Genomic DNA, 17,864 nt, shown 5'->3' with positions numbered 1-17,864 from the left:
AATGGCTCATGGGTTTCATTCGACTTTCTGCGAGCCTGATTCCACCCTCGAATTGTAATAGTAATTATTACGATTAATATCATCTTACCTTCCGCTCCATCGACCTGTCAAGTTCCAGCGCGGCGAACATCCTCCAACACGCTTGCGGACTGCGAGAGACAGCGCGCCTCGATGAAGGAATTGACTGAACTCCTAAGATACCAATTATTTCTCCACATGCCAAAACAGAGTAACAGATTATAGATTGGCTATATTTACCTGTATACCTGAGAAAAAAAAGGCTACTCGATTGAGTAACCTTTCTTCGATGCCATTTCGACGCGGCCGATCGGCTGCGTATCTCGAATGGCGGAAGGGCGGGAGTATTTATTCTATCCTCCTGAACTGCCATGCGCCTTTCTAACCGATATTAGTTAGAAGACGCGTTGCTTCTTCTGTTGAAACGCATCTCGCCCTAAAGCGAGCGCTCCTGCCAAGCCCGCGTTATCCCCCAGCCCCGGAGGCACGATGTATTGGTCGATCCGTCCTGCAATCTCATCGGCGTTCACATACTGACCAAGATTTTTTTGGACCTCGCGGCGTATGAGCGGGAACAATTGCTTTTGATGCATCACGCCTCCGCCTAAAATCACCTTTTGGGGCGACAGCATCAAAATGGTGTTGCTTATAGCCTGGCCTAAATAGAATGCTTCGATTTCCCAGGCCGGGTGGCCGGACGACAGCTCGCTGCCCTTGGCCTTCCATCTTCGTTCAATCGCCGGTCCTGCCGCCATGCCTTCCAGACAGTCTCCATGATAAGGACAAGTTCCAGCAAACTCGTCTGCGGGGTGGCGTCTTGTAAGCACATGTCCTCCTTCGGGATGGACAAGTCCATGAATGAGCTTTTTTTCGGAGTATACGCCGACCCCGATTCCGGTCCCTACCGTAAAGTAGACGCAGCTGGCGAGCCCTTGGGCAGCGCCCCACATGGCCTCGCCGTAAGCGGCGGCATTCACATCCGTATCCCAGCCGAAGGGAAGATCAAAATGCTTCTCAAGCGACCCTAGAAAGGGATAGTTTTCCCATCCCGGCTTCGGCGTAGTCGTTACATGGCCATACAGCGGGCTGCCCGGATCGATGTTGAGAGGTCCGAAGGAGCCGACCCCGATGGCATCCACGTTTTTGTCCTTGAAATAATCGATCGCGTTCCCTATTGTCGTCTCCGGGCGCTCCGTCGGAAAGCTCACCCGCTCCTCGATGACGCCCGATTCATTCCCTATGCCGCAAACAAACTTGGTGCCGCCTGCCTCGATAGCTCCAATCAACATGTTCATCCCTCCGACCATCACCAAGCTGATTTCATTTCCCATACTTCCATAGACTTGACGCTCAGCGTTCCATTTCCCCAAACCTGCAGTCCTAAAGCATCCTCGCTGCTGGGATAAGCTCTGGTGGTCAAGCTTTTCAATCCGTTCGCATAGGCTTCGATCATGGAGCGGTCCAAGTAAATGTGCAGCTTTAAAGAATCTCCGTCAAGCTCCAGCCTGCCGCCCTGAATCCCCTTGCTTCTTTCGAAACGATCGAGCGTCGTTTTCATCCGGTTCACCTTCAGCATCGAATCTTCCATGTCGTAGTAAAGAAGCGTCTCTTCCTCCCCGTTCGGGGAACGGCGCACTTTAATGCCGACTTGATCAGCTTCCTCCGCTTGAAGTTCAACCTGGATTTCCAGCATGTCGCCCTTTACGTCCTGCAGCAGAGCATTCGCTTCATCCAGCGATTTGTTCTGCAAGGACGCCAGCTTGTTCCCGCGGAGAGATTGAAGCTCCTTGATCGGCTCGATTCCCAGACGCCCGTCTTCCCGCAGATATACGCTCAGCGGCAGCCCGCCATTATGCGCCCAGCCCGCGTTGTAGTCCAGCTGAGGCGTCCTCTCGCCTTGTGCAATCGTAAAGATGATCTTCCTGCCTGTCTTCGGATCCACCATGCCGCTCGGTCCGGTAAAATGGAAGTCGCCCACGTCGATCAGCTGCGGCTCTTCTTGATCGGGAACAAAGGTCATCCTGCTCTTGTCATAGGAACCGATCCAGTAGAATACTTCCACATCCGCGCCAGGTCCGACAGGACTGATGAGAAACAGATGCTTCTCCTTGCCATTCTTGTCCTGGCCAAGCGGCAAGAGGACAGGAAGCTCCCATACAGGGCCTAGATAAGGGTATGTTCTGATATCCGCGGAAAACAAAGACCCTTTGTACTCCCAATCCATCATATCCTTGGATTGATAGGCGAGCGCTGTACCGCCCCCGCCATCGATGCCGGAGCCGATCAGCAAATACCACATGTCCCCGTCCTTCCACACGAACGGATCTCGGAAATCTCCGAATTTGCCTATGCCTTCCTTCTGCGTGATCAGAGGCTCCGGATTCTTGATCCAGCGAACAAGATCATTGACGCCATCCTGCGCAAAGGTGCTTCGCGCCAGTCCTACTCTTTGATTCGGATTCGCGCGGTCGTCTCCTGCCGTGAAGAACAAGGCCGGAATGCCGTTCTCATCGTAAGCCGCGCTTCCAGACCATACGCCGTCGGGATCGACGGCGTTTTTCTCCGGAGCCAGCGCTACCGGCAGATCTCTCCAATGAACCATATCGTCGCTGACCCAATGGCCCCAATGAATTTGATGCCAATAGGGACCTTGGGGATTGTGCTGATAGAACAAATGATACTGGTTGTTGAAATAAATTGGTGCATGAGGCTCGTTCATCCAATGAGCGGGAGGACTGACATGGTACTGCGGGCGATGCCTGTCGGCTGCAAGCAGGCTTCTGTCCAGCTTGATATCATCGTAGGAGATGGCTGGCGCCTTCCCTCCGTAAGGCTCCAGATCATCTTTATACGCCTGGGCAATTTCGTCCGCCTCTAACGCCCGATCGTACAGCCTGACCTCGTCCATCAAGCCGTTGAACATATTCAGAGAAAACACGCCCGCCAGCAAGGCGGCCTGATTGTTTTTGCCTATGAGCAGCTCAGCATCGGCGGGAGTAATGGCCGCCTTGTTCTCTGTTGTCCTGGACGCCGCTTCCTTCCCGTTCAAATAAAGCTTCATGAGGCCCTGGCTTTTATCATAGGTGGCCGAGATGAAGGACCACTGATCCTTCGCCAGAGGAGCATCATGGGCCCAGACCTCTTCCCATACGCCGCCCGCGCCAAGCTGCAGCGACCACGATCCATGCCGGTACATGCCCAGAATGAATCCTTCCTTTTTCTCCCTGTCGTGACGGTTCACGATTGCCGAGAGCCTCTGCTCGTCCCCCCACTCATAGGAGCGCGGGGCAACCCATGCCGTAATGGTCAGGGCGTCGGCCGGCTGCGCGATACGATCGGCTTGGCCCGTCACCCATGTGGAGTAACCGTCGAACAGCAGCGCTCCTCCCTTTATCCCTCTTCTCCACTGAGGGTCATGCGGCATAGTGAACTTAGCCTCATTGAAAACGTAGTCAACCCGATCATCCGACATGGCGATGTGGTCTTTGGCCGTTTTCCCGGCGCTTTCATCCAGCGGCCAGTAGGCAATCAATCCTTGATCGTCGCTTGCAGGAAATGTATTCATGATCAGCAAGCCTCCCAGTCCGAGTACTATGAATAGAACAACCAGCCCTGCAGCCTTTGCTTTTCGGTTCAACTGCTTCACGCCGAATAAATGGAATTCAGCGAGTATAAGTCCAGGGAAACGATCTTCGCCGCTCCTCCCTCGGAGAACACTTGAAATCCTTTGCTTCCCGGGTCCGGGAAGATCAAATCCGTCATCGCGACTTTGCCTCCGTCAGCGAATACCTCCACCGAGGATCGATCCAGATACAAATGAAGCCGGATCACTCCCTTATCCAGTTGCAGACCGGCTTCATGCCTGCATGCAAACTGTGGATGGAAATCGATGATTCCCGATGCCGAACGATCCACAAACAAGCAGGCATTCTGCGAATCATATCCTATGATCGTCTCTTCGCCGGCTGAGGTCCTCAGCTTCAATCCGACAAGACTAGCCTCGCCGAGCTCGATTTCCATGGAAATCTCGAGCTGATCCCCGCCGATTCCAACATCGAAAGGCTCGGCAGGAGTAATCGGCAGCTCTTCCCATCGATGCGGATCCAAGCGGAGCTTCTGCAGCTCTTGCACAGCGTTCTGCCGAAGTCTCACACCCTCCGCATCGCGGGCCAGCGACAGCACGCGGGGAATCGTCATGGCGCTTCTCCAGGAAGCGGTCGGCGTGACGTTGGCATATTTCCAGTTGCTCATCCAGCCTATATAGATTCTTCTGCCGTCCTCATCAGGGATATCGGACCAGGTTACGCCCGCATAGTTGTCACGCCCACGATCAACCCAGAGCACCGTTTCGGGACAATGGTCGTTCGCAAAGAAGCGTCCGTCGAATTCGCCGACAAAATACTGCGTTCGCGACCCTTCCGGCGAATCCGGGTGATCGCCGATGCTGACGATCAGGACCCATTTCTTCTTTCCTGGATCCCCGTCGATAGGGAGCTCGAATAGATCGGGACATTCCCATACGCCTTCATGCGAGCCTTCCCGCAGACCGAATTCACTGGTGAAGGACCATGCTTTCAAATCGGGAGAAGCATAGAAGCGGATGTGGTCCCCGGCAGCAAGAACCATCACCCATCGCTCCGAGTCGGCATGCCAAAATACTTTTGGATCGCGGAAATCCAGAATCCCTTCTTCTGTCAGGACAGGATTTCCCGCATATTTGATCCAGGTCCGCCCCTTGTCCAGGCTGTAGGCAATGCTTTGGCGCTGACGGGCTGCATTCGTCCGCGGATCCGTATCATGATGCGTAAAGACGGCTACCAGGCCCGCTCCTCCGGAGAACAAGCCGCTGCTGTCCTGCCAGTCCACGACCGCGCTCCCGGAGAAAATGAACCCGTTCTCATCCGGTTCCAGAGCGATCGGAAGATGCTCCCAATGCACCATATCCGGGCTTACGGCATGCCCCCAATGCATCGGCCCCCAGGTAGTGCCGCCCGGGTAGTATTGATAGAACAAGTGGTACTCCCCTTCGAAGTACACCATTCCGTTCGGATCGTTCATCCAGTTGGCTTCCGGTGTAAAATGAAACTGCGGACGAAACTTCTCTTCATATCTTGCATTTGTCACCGTTCATGCAACACCTTTCTCCAGCCCATCCATAGGCTCTTTTTCTCTATAAAAGCAGTTGAAGCCGGAACGAATCGTTCCGCTCCGGCAGCAATCCCTCTTATTTCTGCGATTCTTTGTAACGGTCCAGGCCCTTCTGATACAGCGACATCAATTCCTCGAGTCCCATCTCGTTCACTTGCTTCACATAACTGTCCCAGCCTTGATCGATGTTGCCGTCAACGAGGAACTTCGCTCTTTGGGTATTGACGAACTTCATCAAGTCCGGTTCAATACGGTTGATCGTATCGAGCTCCTCCGGCGTGAAGAAGATGCTCGGATAGTTCTCCTTTTCCATATAAGGCTCATAATAATTCTCGAGATCCTTCTTCCTCTGCTGCGCGCGGGGCTCCATATCCACGATCGTCTGGAAATCCTCTTTGGTGATCATGCCTGGAGCGCCGGAACCCGGGGCGACCTTCTGACGGTATTCGCCCGCCGATGTGCCTGCCGGCAGCGGCAGGTTGACCAGCTTGCCGTTCGCGTCCTTCTTGTAGATGATGTCGAGAGGACCCCAATGGATTTGCGCTGCCATGTACGGATCGTACTGCTGATCCACCCAACGCATCGTGACTTCCGGATTTTTGTTGGCTTTCGTAATGACGAACGCTCCCCTTCCAGGGCCGCCGCCGTTGCCTCTGCCGATCGTCTTTTTCCCGGTCGGTCCGGCAAGCGGCGGTACAAGGGCATAATCCTTGGCGCGGTCCGGTCCAACGACTTCCTCCGTCTCCCACCAGACGAACGAGCCCAGCGTTTCATCCGGCGTTTTGCCTTTGGCGAGATATTGAGGCGCCTGCTGCACGAACGATTCCGGATCGATAAGTCCTTGCTTGTACCACTTTTCATTGAAATACTTCAAGGCTTCCTTATACTCCGGTTGTACAGCGGTGAAAATGACTTTGCCGTCCCGGACGATCCGGTGCTCGAGGTTGTCAGGCAATCCGAATGCGCCGAACAAACCGGCGATGTCCATGCACCAGCCCATATGCATGAAGCTGAGCGGAATTTCATCGGCTTTGCCGTTGCCGTTCGGATCCTTCGTTTTGAATGCAATCAGCGCATTGGTGTATTCATCCAGCGTTTCCGGCATTTTAAGGCCAAGCTTATCCAGCCAGGCTTTATTGATATTGTGGAAGAACGGGTTCGTGCCGAGTTCATTCTCCTCAAAAGTAGGCAGACCGTAAATATGTCCGTCCGGAGCGGTAATGGAAGCCTTGATGTCCGGCCGCTTCTCTAATAGCTTGCTTAAATTCGGCGCATACTCGGCGATCAGGTTTTCCAGCGGAATGATCGTTCCGTCCTTGCCGTACGTGATCAGCTCATAGTCGGAAAAACCAGCGGCATAAAACGCATCGGGCAAATCGCCGCTTGCCAGAAGCAAGCTTTTCTTCTCGGCGTAGTCGGTGTCTGGAATGTTGTCCCATTTGACAGCTACGTTAGTCGATTTTTCAAGACGCTTGAAAATCTCCATCTCTTCAAACTTGGGAGACAGCTGCGCTTTTGGAGCAACCATCTTCAGGGTCACCATCTCGCTTACAATCGGAAGACCGTCCTTATTTACCTTGGAAGCAGATTCGCTTCCCGAACCGGCATTCGTTCCTGAGTTGGAGCTGTCATTTGTCTTTGAACATCCGGTCAGCGCCATGCTGGCCGCCAGCACCAGGCTGAGAGTCCAAGAGAATCCCTTTTTCAACTGCTGCACCCTCCTCTTTTTGCCAAGCAAGTTTTCATCTATATAACTCACCCGAGAGGCCTTGCCCGGGGAATTACCGAATGGAAAGAACTAACCTTTGATCGAGCCGATCATGACGCCCTTCACGAAATACCTTTGAAGGAAAGGATACAGCACTAGCAGCGGCAGGCTCGCGACAATAATCACGCCATATTTGATCAGCTCGGTAACCCGGAGCTTGGCGGCATAGGATTCAACGTCGATCATCATGTTCGAGTTGACCTGATTCTGCACGAGGATATTCCGCAGCACGAGCTGCAGCGGATATTTGGTTTCGTCGTTCAGGTAGATCAAGGCGTCAAAAAATCCGTTCCAGAAGCCGACGACATGATAAAGAACCATGACGGCAATAATCGGCTTGGATAAAGGCAGCACCATTTGCAGGAAAAACTTCGTATTGGAGCAGCCGTCGATAAAAGCGGCCTCCCTCATTTCATCCGGGATAGTGCTCTGGAAAAAGGTGCGGACGATAATGATGTTGAAGACGCCGGCGGCGCCTGGTACGACGAGCGCCCATATCGTGTTGATCATTCCAAGGTCTTTGATCAGCAAATAGGTCGGAATCAGGCCACCGCCAAAAAACATCGTCAGCATGAAAAACCACATGATTACATTTCTTCCGACAAAATCCTTGCGCGATAGCGGATACGCCGCCAGAAGGATAAGCGAGACGCTGATGGCCGTCCCAACCGACGCGTATAACAGGGAATTGGCATAACCGATCCAAATGGTGGAATCATTGAAAATCCGGCCGTAGCCGTCCAGAGTAAATCCGACGGGATACAGCCATACATCCCCGGAGTAGATGTGGTTCGGATCGCTGACAGAAGCGATCAGAACAAAGTAAAGCGGATAGAGAATGAGCAGCATGCCGATGGTGAGAAGCGTGTAATTGACAAGGTCGAACAGAACGTCGCCTTTGCTTTTGCGTTTAAGCCATCCCATTTTCGCAGCCTCCTTTTACCACAAGCTGGTTTCCGTCATTTTCTTGGCAATCCGATTCACGATGAACAGCAAGATAATATTCAGCACGGAATTGAACAAGCCGATAGCGGCGGAAAAGCTGTATTGGGCTTTTTTAATCCCTTGCTCGTACACATATGTAGGCAGGATGTTCGAGGTTTCGTAGTTCAGATCGCTCTGCATGAGATAAGCCTTCTCGAAGCCGATGCTCATGATATTTCCCATCGCCAGCACGAGGAGAATGACGATCGTTGGCATGATTCCTGGTATATCCACGTTCAGCACCCGTTTCCACTTGCTCGCACCATCCATGATGGCAGCCTCGTGAAGCTCGGGACTGACGCCGGCCAGCGCCGCCAGATAAATGATGGTCGCAAATCCCGTTTCCTGCCATACGCCCGAGAGAGTGTATAGAGGTCGGAACCATCCCGCATCCGCCATGAACAGAATGGGCTCGCCGCCGAAGAATGATATGATGTGGTTGACGATGCCGCTGTTCGGCGACAAGAAGACATGAAGCATTCCGACGAGCACCACCGTCGAAATGAAATGAGGGGCGTAAATGACGGTTTGAACGAACTTTTTATACCGCTTGGCAAGGAGCTGATTAAGCATCAGCGCCACGATGATCGGGATCGGAAAGCCTACGACGAGCGACAGCACGCTTAGCGATAAGGTGTTCTTGATGATCGGCCAGAAATTATAGGCCTCAAAGAAATGGATGAAATGCTTGAATCCGACCCATTCGCTTCCCCAAATGCCTCTGCTTGCTGAAAAGTCCTTGAACGCAATCTGCACGCCGTACATCGGGTAGTATCTGAAAACGAGGTACAGCACGATGACGGGCAGCAAGAACAAATATAATTCATAATTCCGCTTGATCAAATGCCAATTGTGGCTGGCCTTTGATACGATTTTTCCAGATCGAATTTCTTTTGTCGCCATTCGTTTCCCCTCCGGGCTTTCATTTTGAAACGTTTCCAAAAATAAATGAAACGTTTCCAATTTCACATAAAAAAATCTAGGTGGTTTCACCCGCCCTAAAAGCAACCGGAAGCAGGTAGGTTTCTCTTTCCAACGTTTCTCCCTCAATCTTTCTGAACAATAGCTTGACCGCTAATCTGGCCATCTCTTCCACCGGCTGCCTGATGGTCGATAATACCGGATGAAAGTACGGATGATCCTGGATGCCGTCGTAGCCGATGACCTTGACATCCTCCGGAACACGAATGCCGCGTTGGCTGGCTCTGTCTATATAGATCGCCGCAAACATGTCCGTGATGGCAAACACGCCGTCCACATCGCCATGAAGATCGAAAAAGCGGTTGTAATAGTCATCCTGGTCCAGGACCGGGTCCGGAGCTTCGTACACGACATACGGAATTCCGAGAGACTTGGCCTCGTGCACGAATCCCTCTCTACGGTTCATCGTTTCACTGTATACAGCAGGGATGTTTCCAATAAAGGCCGGCTTTTTCGAACCCGCCTTGACAAGCTCTCTCAAAGCGAGCCGGCCGCCTTCGAAATTGTCCGAGGTTACGCAAGTGATCGATTTGCTGAAATGACGATCGATGCTGATGATCGGAATCTCGGTCGTAACGTTGTTCTCGATGTCATTGTACGTAATCCCTAGTATGCCTGCGACCTTGTTTTGCTGAAGCATATCCAGATAGTAGAGCTCTTTCTCCGGCTTGCCTCCGCTGTTGCACAGCATCAGCTTATACCCTTCGCGGTCGAGCTCATCCTCGATGTAGTAGGCCAATTCCGAGAAAAAAGGATGCCATATGCTGGGAAGCATGAGCGCAATCATCTTCGACTTCTGCATTTTAAAGTTTCGCGCCACTTCATTAGGCACATAGTTCAATTGCTCGATCGCAGCCTTCACTTTATTCCGCGTTTCAGGCTTTACGGCTCCGACGTTATTGATTACGCGTGAGACCGTTCCCACCGCCACTCCTGCCAATTGGGCAACATCTTTGATGCTCGACATAAATACCACCATCCACTACATTCTAGAGGTAATGATAACAGCTTCTTGGAAACGTTTCAATCTTTTTTTGAAACGTTTCATTTTTTTTGCAAATAGAACGGAAACGATGACGCCTCGCGGCTTCCGTCTCCGTCCTATTGCTTATATCTGAGGTTTAATTTTCAAATCTGATCGATGTTCTTGTTTCCAGCAACGATGCATGAAACCTTTTCCTCACGTTTCGCATCATCCAGCTCACGCTGAAGCTTTAAGACAGTCGTACGGTTTCTCCCGTTTGCTTTAGATTGATATAGCGCCTTGTCTGCCCTCTGAACGATATCCTTTGCCGAGCCCCATTCCGGACTGCAATGAGCAACTCCGACAGAAACCGTCAGACGGCCTACAGCCTCTACTTCTGTCCCGGCAATTACTTCGCGGATTCGCTCGGCCAGCAGCTCAGCCAGTTGGACATCCGAAGTTCGGACAAGCACGCCGAATTCTTCTCCGCCATATCGGAATGCCACATCCCGAACTCCGGCAAGCGCACGGATCTGGGATGCCAGCTCGATAAGCACACGGTCGCCCATGACATGTCCGTAGGTATCGTTGATTCGCTTGAAATGATCGACATCAAGCAGGATCAGCGAGAATCGAGTCCTCTCTTCCATCCACTCTGCGATCGTAAGATCGAACATTCTGCGGTTCCAGAGCCGAGTAAGGCCGTCCAGGTGGGCTTCATCGGATAATATCTTTACATAATTTTCAAAGTTTTGTGCAAGTTGCTGAACTTCGTAAATGTACGTCCCGCTTGGTTTTGTCTTGACTGAAGAGATATGCTGCGAGGAGCCAGCCGCTTCCTCTGATATTCTGGCAAGCTTATAGAGCGGGAATGAAATTTGCCGGGAAACCCATAACGCCGCGATCAAGATAAGAATGAACAACGGCAAGGCTTGGAGAATCATGGACTTTTCAAGCGATCGAATAGGTTTGTCCAATATGGTCCTTGGAGTTTGGGTTACAATTCCCCAACCGCTATCCGGCTCATACGCATAGCCGACTAAATAGCTCTCGCCTTCTGAATTTTCGATCGTTTGATAACCGCTCTTTCCTGACTTCACTCTTTCAACGACTTCATTGCCTTTCACGAGCTCATTTATTCGAATGGGATCCGGGTGAAAAATCAACCTTCCGTGCTGGTCCACTACATATACGTAGGAGCCGTTGCCGTAGTAGTGCTCGCTCAGCTGCCTGCTGAGCACATTATCCTGTTGAAGATAGATGGTTCCGCCAATGAATCCCTCGTACCTTCCATCTTTGTTGAATACAGGCGTCGAGACCAGAACTATAAGACGGCCGGATGCGCTCACGTAAGGATTGGAGATAAGCGATTTCCGTTCCGCAACAGCTTGTCCGGAAGCTATCGATGTCAGCTTCGTGCCGACCCCGATTCCAGCCTTCCGGGGGCTGATGGCTTTGATCGTTTGATTGGCATCAGCAAAAAAAATGGAGTTGAAGTAGCGTTGATTGGCTTGAAACCAAAAATCCAGCTCATCTTGAGCGATCCCATGCTGCCAGGAAACAGCTGCGATGGACACCAAGTTGTAATTCATCAGATCAAGTAATTCCTCGGTATTGGTCGCAAGTTTTTTAGCGTATTGAGCGTTGTTTTGCAAGTAGCTTGAGGAAAGAGATGCGCTGCTTGCGCGCACAGCCGCAAAGACGCCGACGGATGCCGTAAGAAACATGGCGCTGATAACCAGAAGGCTGAGTATGTGACGAAGCTTTAGTTTTTTGTAGGATCGCATGACTTCAATATAAACCTCTTTGTTGTCTATTTAGATGGGACAAGTTCTACGGATAGGTCAACTCAATGAAACTAAACCTAGTGTGTTTCTTGCTAAAGCCTATTATCGGAAGCCGGAACAACAATATGAATAACAATAGCAAAAGTATTGGAACGGGAAAATTTTATTTATACAAGAGATTCATGCATATTCCCATGCAGCACCTCCTTACCTTGATGCTTCATTGTGTTATAGCGGGGGCAGTTGAAACGGTCCGTATTCGTTGACAATTTCTCCATTCCAGTTCGGAGAAACGGAATGCCTTTTTTAATCTCCTCTTGCGATGTCACTCTGATTGCCTCCATCCCTTGATCGTGAAGGCGCGCACACAAGGCTACGATGCGGAATAGGCTAGAGCAAATGCGAGGAGGTTATGGCAACTATGCATCCGAACTATCCCTATCCAATGTATGATCCCTACTGGGGACAGCGATATCTTCATCATCAGCCGTATGCGCACAGGCACGTCTATGGCCGCGACGGCTATTATCAAGGTCAAGGTGCGCACCATTACGAGAGCCAGTTAGCCCAAAGCTACAACGAACAGGGACCGCACAGCTACCAAGGCCATCTAGGCGCCTATACAGGAGGCTACGGCATCGGCGGCCATGCGGGCGGCTTTTTCGGCGGACCCGAGCACTTCGGCATCAAGACAGGGGTTGATGCCGGCGGTCCCGCTGCCGGACTCAATTTAGGCGGCCATCTGGGCGGGCACGGCGCAGGCGTGCAGACGTACGGTCATCTGGGCTCTTACAAGTCCGGCCTGCAGACTGGCCTCCAATGGGGACCGCACGGCGCCTACCATCAGGCGGGCGGCCATATCGGCTCCTATGAAGCTGGTCTAAACACCGGCCTGGACTGGCAGAAGAATGGCTTGAACGCTCATACGACCGGGCATGTCGGTCCCTATGAGGCAGGCCTGCAAGCCGGAGCCTCCGTAGGCGGACACGGCCAGCACGGCTACGGCATGAACGTGAACGCCGGCGGCCATATCGGCAACCTGCAGGCTGGACTCGGCGGCGGCGCCCATGTCGATTCGCAGGGCATTGGCATCGATGCCCAGTCCAGCTTGGGCAAGCACAAGCTCCACACGGGTTTAGTCTTCAATTGGGATTGACCGAGCTTGAGGCCCTTGCCATCGGCGATAAGGGCCTATTACCGTAGAAGCAAGGAGCCGTTTTGGCAGACGGCGGATTCCGGGGAAGCCGGAATCAATATTTGCTGGCCTTGGCGGCTGACAGCTCGCTGCCCAGCCAGCCCAGCTTTCAGCTACCGGACAACGCGATCCGCATCGAGAACGACGTCCCAAATGGCGAACGAGCCCGCACCATGATGAACGAGCGGTAAAAAAAGGGCGAGCACGATAACAAGCAACTGTTATCTTTCATCAATAGTTATAAAATGGAGTCCCAAAAACCTGCGTGACTCCGTTTATTTTTTTCATAATTATTACTGAAGAGTGTCTTAGCAGCATGGACGTTTCATATAAATTTATAACACACGGAGAATACTCATACACTGAAAATGAATATTTATGCAACGGGTAATCACCAAAAAAGTAATCCAAAAAAATGGACCCGATCATCATTGATCGAGTCCTTTTAAACTTATACGGCTATTCGAACCGAGCCCCCGCAACACGGAGTGAAACATCTGGCACTTCGCTCACATTCCGCCAGTGATTCATCGGAAGGCTTCCTGCCGTGGAAATAGGTCCGTTAAGTGATGATGATCTGACGGAGTACGCTTTAAAAGCGGCTATCAATTTTTTGTCATCCAAGTCGGAAAGGACTGTTGTTGACAAAAACATATATCGTCAAATGACAAGTACTTATATCGTTACCCTCGTCAGTTTGAATCAACCACTTAGTCTTTAAAATGCCTCGGTCCCTTTTTTCAAGCGCTGTAAGCCATCCGCCAGTCGTTCTTTAGGACAAGCGGAAACCATACTAAACACGAATAACTTTAGCTACTCAACGTGGATGTCTTCTTACCCAGAAAAAAGTAAGACAGCATCGCTGCAATACTTGTAAATAAAATAATTACGCCTAGTGGAACAGCTGTGTCTTCACCCGCGATGCCAACTAACGGTGAAACGACCGCTCCGAGCAAGAATGGAATGACACCAAGCAGTGCAGCAGCGCTGCCAGCCATATGACTCTGGCTCTCCATTGCAAGTGGAAATGCTGCCGTGGATGTAACGCCGATTGCCGCTACGAAGATAAATAGCGGAATCACCAGTGCGAAAAGTGGTCCATGTAAGGTGGCCGTCACTAAAACAGCGACGCTTGCCAAGAGGGCAAGCCATAGGCCGAATAACAGAAAGGCGTGTTCGGATACGCGATGCGACATTCGCCCGACCAGTTGGGAGCCGATAATCAAGCTAATGCCGTTCGATCCGAATAAGAAAGCGAATACGGTCGGCGAGACTCCATAAATATCTTGATAAATAAAAGGCGTTCCCGAAACATATGCGAAGACACCAGCAATCATAATGCCCTGTGCCAGCATGTATCCAACAAACTGACGATCTCGCAATAGCGATCTGTAATTCTGCAGCTGCTGCACGATATTACTTGGCCTTCGGCGATCAGAAGGCAGTGTCTCCTGCAGTCCCCATTTTGTCATCGCTAATAAGTAGATTCCAAGTATCGCAAGCGCTATAAATACGCCCTTCCAATTCGTGAAATTAAGAACCCCACTACCCGAAACCGGTGCCACGAGCGGACCCAAATTCCCTACAAGCAAGAGCAGCGAAAAGAATTTAGTGAGCTGATGACCACTGTACAGGTCACGTGCGATCGCACGTGAAATGACAATGCCCGCTGAAGCGGCAAACCCCTGAACGAACCGGAATGCGATCAATATACCGATATTTGGTGACATTGCACAAGCAATTGAGGCAATAACATAAACGGTCATGGATATAAGTAGTGGAATGCGTCTTCCGTGAACGTCGCTCAACGAACCCATGACGAGCTGTCCAATACCCAGCCCAAGTAAACAAGCAGTTAGGCTGAGCTGTACCAGCGAAGGCGTCGTTTCGAATTGCTTCACAATCTCTGGGAATGCAGGTAAATACATATCAATCGTAAAAGGCCCGAGTGTTGAAAATAAACCGAGTAGCAAAGCTAGTCCAAACACATGCTGCTTGTTCTTTTTGGTCATAATTCGCATTAATCCCCTATTCTTTATTCTATATCCTATTGAAAATCGTCGTCTACTAACCACAAAGGCAAGGTTATGAACAAGCAGCCCTATAATAGGTATTCTACCGTTTACATGTTCCGCAATCAATTCAACATATGATTCTTCACCTTGACTATCGACTGGCTTTGACGAAAGGGCGTTCACCAATGAAGCATGTACATAATCCACACCCTCATCGATCAAGCAATCAATCAAGGCATAGGCATCCTTCATTCTTAGACCACCTTCTTGTGATTCGCCTGGAGAGATCCTGCAGCCCAAAATAAACGGTGTTGTTGCATGTTTCTTAATCACCTTGTTCATTTCCTGAATAACAGCCAATGGGAAACGCATGCGATTTTCTAGATCGCCTCCCCATTGATCCTTATTTCTATTGAAGAAAGGAGAAGAGAAGTTTTGAAGTAAAAATCCATGCGCACCATGAATTTCAACGCCATCAAACCCTGCCTCAATGGCTCGTCTTGTTGTTTCGCCAAACGCATGAATCACATCCGAAATTTCATCGTGTGACAGTGCTCTAGGTGTCAGGGAAGGAGCAAATGCCGTAGCTTCCGTCTCTACAGCGCTGGAACTAACCAAATCCCTTTGGACACTCTCGTGCACTCGAAGTACACTAAAATGAGTGGAGGAGTTTGTGATGAGTTTTTCAATTCAGAGAGGATGAGTTATGAATGACAAACCACCTTGAATCCCAAATCGGAGAAGTTTTGTCAGTTAGCCGCAATGCAACGCATACCTTTAGTAAACAGACTTTCGAGACTATTAGGCTCCTAACTGGTTTGGGAGTGGAAGGCGATGCACACATGGGAAAGACCGTAAAGCATCGTTCACGCGTAGCACGAAATCCAAATCAGCCGAATCTTCGCCAGGTTCACTTGATTCACTCAGAATTATTCGATGAACTACGAGATAATGGTTTTCCCGTCGAGCCTGGGCAGTTAGGTGAAAACATTACTACCCGTGGGATATATTTGCTCGGACTGCCAACAGGAACAAAGCTTTATATCGGCGAGATAGCAGTAATTGAAATTACGGGACTGCGCAATCCTTGTGCACAAATAGATAATTTCCAGTCAGGGCTATTGAGTGCAGTTTTGGACCACGATGAAAACGGAAACCTCGTCGGAAAGGCTGGAGTAATGGGTATAGTGTTAACTGGGGGGGTAGTCCGAGTTGGGGATCCAGTCTGCGTTAGCCTACCAGCGAAACCATTTCATCCTCTCGAACGAGTCTGACATCGCCCGTACTGCGGAATTACTCTTCAGCTAAGGAGTAGATAGTTGAATTCAACCGCCCATTAAGAAGGCGGTATTATTTAGGTCAGAAATCAACATTAAAATTTAACATAGCCTTTTAATAAAAACCTCATCAATGCAATGGTCTAAGGTGTTATGGGTCGATTCCCATTACTTGGGTATACGCGGCAGCCCCTAATTGACGAGTTGTCGGTGTGACTACCATGATATTGGGAGGTTGTTACAAAGGCCTTCTTTTCATACGTCTCGCAATTTATCACGCAGCTGAGCTGCACCACTAATCACCACCAGCTGGGTGAAGATTACGCTTCGTCTACCTTATTCAAACCCTTTCCGCTCAGCCTCCTTCTTCTGAGTAATTCAATTCCAGAATGACGTTGTTCGATATGTCGGATGCAACTCTCCTTATCACGCTCAGCTCCCTAATTACTCCTTGTCTTTTTCGATGCATAAAAATACACAATGTGAATGTAATCATTAAATGAAACAAAACCTACAGCTTAATTTGAAACACTTTACAGCTATAGCTGAAATCACACGAGCTGTTAATCCATAAGTATGGTATAATCAATATTAGTACCTGATACTAATACCTGATATCATATGGGGAGGTTGATTGTCATGGCTAAAAAAGCTCCTATTACGACCGGCTACCGCACATCCGCCCGCATTACCGCAGTAGGCTCCTATTTGCCGGAGCGGGTGTTGAGCAATGACGACCTGGAGCGCATGGTCGACACCAACGATGAATGGATCGTTCAGAGGACGGGAATCCGGGAACGCCGGATCGCGGCTGATGATGAATATACCAGCGACCTGTGCTTCCATGCCGTGCGCGACTTGGTCGATCGTTACCCGGATAAGAACCTCGAGGATGTCGACTACATTCTTGTCGCAACGGCAACGCCCGACACCTTCTTTCCCCAGACGGCGGCGCGCGTTCAAGCCGAGTTCGGCATCCAGGCGGCGGGAGCAGCCGACGTTGCTGCCGCTTGCGCCGGCTTCGTCTCCGCCCTACAGCTCGCCGGAGGGCTCATCGCATCCGGGATGCATCGCAAGATTCTGGTCATCGGCGCGGAAACCTTGTCTCGGATTACCGATTACACCGACCGCACGACCTGCATCCTGTTCGGAGACGGCGCGGGAGCCGTGCTTGTCGAGGCCGGAGCCTCGGACAGCAAGCCCTCCTGGCTGCACTCCTATGCCCGCACGGATGGAGAGGTCGGCCATCATCTCTACCGCTCCAGCTTGTCCCCCTCGATCGGCGAGCATCCGCTCCAGCAGTCCGGCAAAATCGTCCAGAACGGACGTGCCGTGTTCCGCTGGGCAATCAGCCGCGTCCCGGAAAGCATTCTCGAAATGCTGGATGAAGCCGGAACGGCTCCGGAAGATGTCGACTGGTTCGTGCCGCATAATCCCAACATGCGGATTCTCGATGTCGTGAGCGAGAAGACGGGCATTCCTCTCGATAGAACGATCACGACACTGGAGCATACCGGCAATACTTCGGCGGCATCCATCCCGCTAGCTCTGAGCGAAGGAGTCCGCAGCGGCCGCATCCTCGACGGTCAGCTGCTGCTTCTGTACGGCTTCGGCGGCGGCTTGTCCCAGTCCGGCCTGCTCATCCGCTGGATGGCTTGAGCCGGAGCCGGTCCTAGAATAAGGCCATCCCGCAAGGGATGGCCTTATTCTAGGATGATCAGGTTACA

General features: G+C 51.1%; 12 protein-coding genes. 3 read left to right on the top strand and 9 right to left on the bottom strand.

The window, feature by feature from the left end; all coding sequences use genetic code 11:
• Window positions 1–413: 413 nt before the first annotated feature.
• The 8 genes from AC06G8_RS07605 to AC06G8_RS07570 all read right to left on the bottom strand — a co-directional run bounded on the left by AC06G8_RS07605 (window position 414) and on the right by AC06G8_RS07570 (window position 11,650).
• Window positions 414–1,307 (bottom strand): ROK family protein, encoded by an 894-nt coding sequence (locus AC06G8_RS07605; protein WP_480284911.1) that lies wholly within the window; start codon window positions 1,305–1,307, stop codon window positions 414–416.
• 17 nt (window positions 1,308–1,324) lie between these two features.
• Window positions 1,325–3,583 (bottom strand): GH32 C-terminal domain-containing protein, encoded by a 2,259-nt coding sequence (locus tag AC06G8_RS07600; protein WP_480284910.1) that lies wholly within the window; start codon window positions 3,581–3,583, stop codon window positions 1,325–1,327.
• Window positions 3,584–3,660: 77 nt separating this feature from the next.
• Entirely contained in the window at window positions 3,661–5,142 is a 1,482-nt protein-coding gene (locus AC06G8_RS07595) for a glycoside hydrolase family 32 protein (protein WP_480284909.1), read from the bottom strand.
• Between the two features lie 100 nt (window positions 5,143–5,242).
• On the bottom strand, window positions 5,243–6,826 hold the full coding sequence (locus tag AC06G8_RS07590) for an ABC transporter substrate-binding protein (RefSeq protein WP_447662260.1): 1,584 nt from the start codon (window positions 6,824–6,826) through the stop codon (window positions 5,243–5,245).
• Window positions 6,827–6,964: 138 nt separating this feature from the next.
• The gene (locus tag AC06G8_RS07585) at window positions 6,965–7,858 is read right to left on the bottom strand and encodes a carbohydrate ABC transporter permease (protein ID WP_480284908.1); all 894 of its coding nucleotides are present in this window, start codon (window positions 7,856–7,858) and stop codon (window positions 6,965–6,967) included.
• Window positions 7,859–7,873: 15 nt separating this feature from the next.
• Window positions 7,874–8,821 carry an ABC transporter permease gene (locus AC06G8_RS07580; protein ID WP_447662137.1) on the bottom strand — a complete coding sequence of 316 codons (948 nt, stop codon included), beginning with the start codon at window positions 8,819–8,821 and terminating at the stop codon, window positions 7,874–7,876.
• Window positions 8,822–8,897: 76 nt separating this feature from the next.
• Complete coding sequence (locus AC06G8_RS07575; RefSeq protein WP_480284907.1) at window positions 8,898–9,866, bottom strand: LacI family DNA-binding transcriptional regulator; 969 nt, start codon at window positions 9,864–9,866, stop codon at window positions 8,898–8,900.
• A 161-nt stretch (window positions 9,867–10,027) separates the two neighbouring features.
• Entirely contained in the window at window positions 10,028–11,650 is a 1,623-nt protein-coding gene (locus AC06G8_RS07570; protein WP_480284906.1) for a sensor domain-containing diguanylate cyclase, read from the bottom strand.
• Between the two features lie 421 nt (window positions 11,651–12,071).
• Here AC06G8_RS07570 and AC06G8_RS07565 point away from each other — a divergent pair, with 421 nt between their 5' ends.
• A complete protein-coding gene (locus AC06G8_RS07565; protein ID WP_480284905.1) occupies window positions 12,072–12,806 on the top strand; it encodes a hypothetical protein in 735 nt (244 codons plus the stop codon).
• Between the two features lie 848 nt (window positions 12,807–13,654).
• On the opposite strand, the gene AC06G8_RS07560 is transcribed toward AC06G8_RS07565, so the two are convergent.
• A complete protein-coding gene (locus AC06G8_RS07560) occupies window positions 13,655–15,478 on the bottom strand; it encodes a Bcr/CflA family multidrug efflux MFS transporter (protein WP_480284904.1) in 1,824 nt (607 codons plus the stop codon).
• Window positions 15,479–15,570: 92 nt separating this feature from the next.
• On the opposite strand from AC06G8_RS07560, the gene AC06G8_RS07555 reads away from it, so the two are divergent.
• Window positions 15,571–16,134, top strand: a complete 564-nt coding sequence (locus AC06G8_RS07555) for an MOSC domain-containing protein (protein WP_480284903.1) — start codon at window positions 15,571–15,573, stop codon at window positions 16,132–16,134.
• A gap of 642 nt (window positions 16,135–16,776) precedes the next feature.
• A complete protein-coding gene (locus AC06G8_RS07550; protein WP_480284902.1) occupies window positions 16,777–17,796 on the top strand; it encodes a beta-ketoacyl-ACP synthase 3 in 1,020 nt (339 codons plus the stop codon).
• Window positions 17,797–17,864: the final 68 nt, after the last annotated feature.

This window comes from Paenibacillus sp. SJS-P3 (assembly GCF_056711585.1).
Note: the sequence above shows the minus strand (reverse complement) of the source record. Positions and strands in the feature narration are given on the sequence as shown.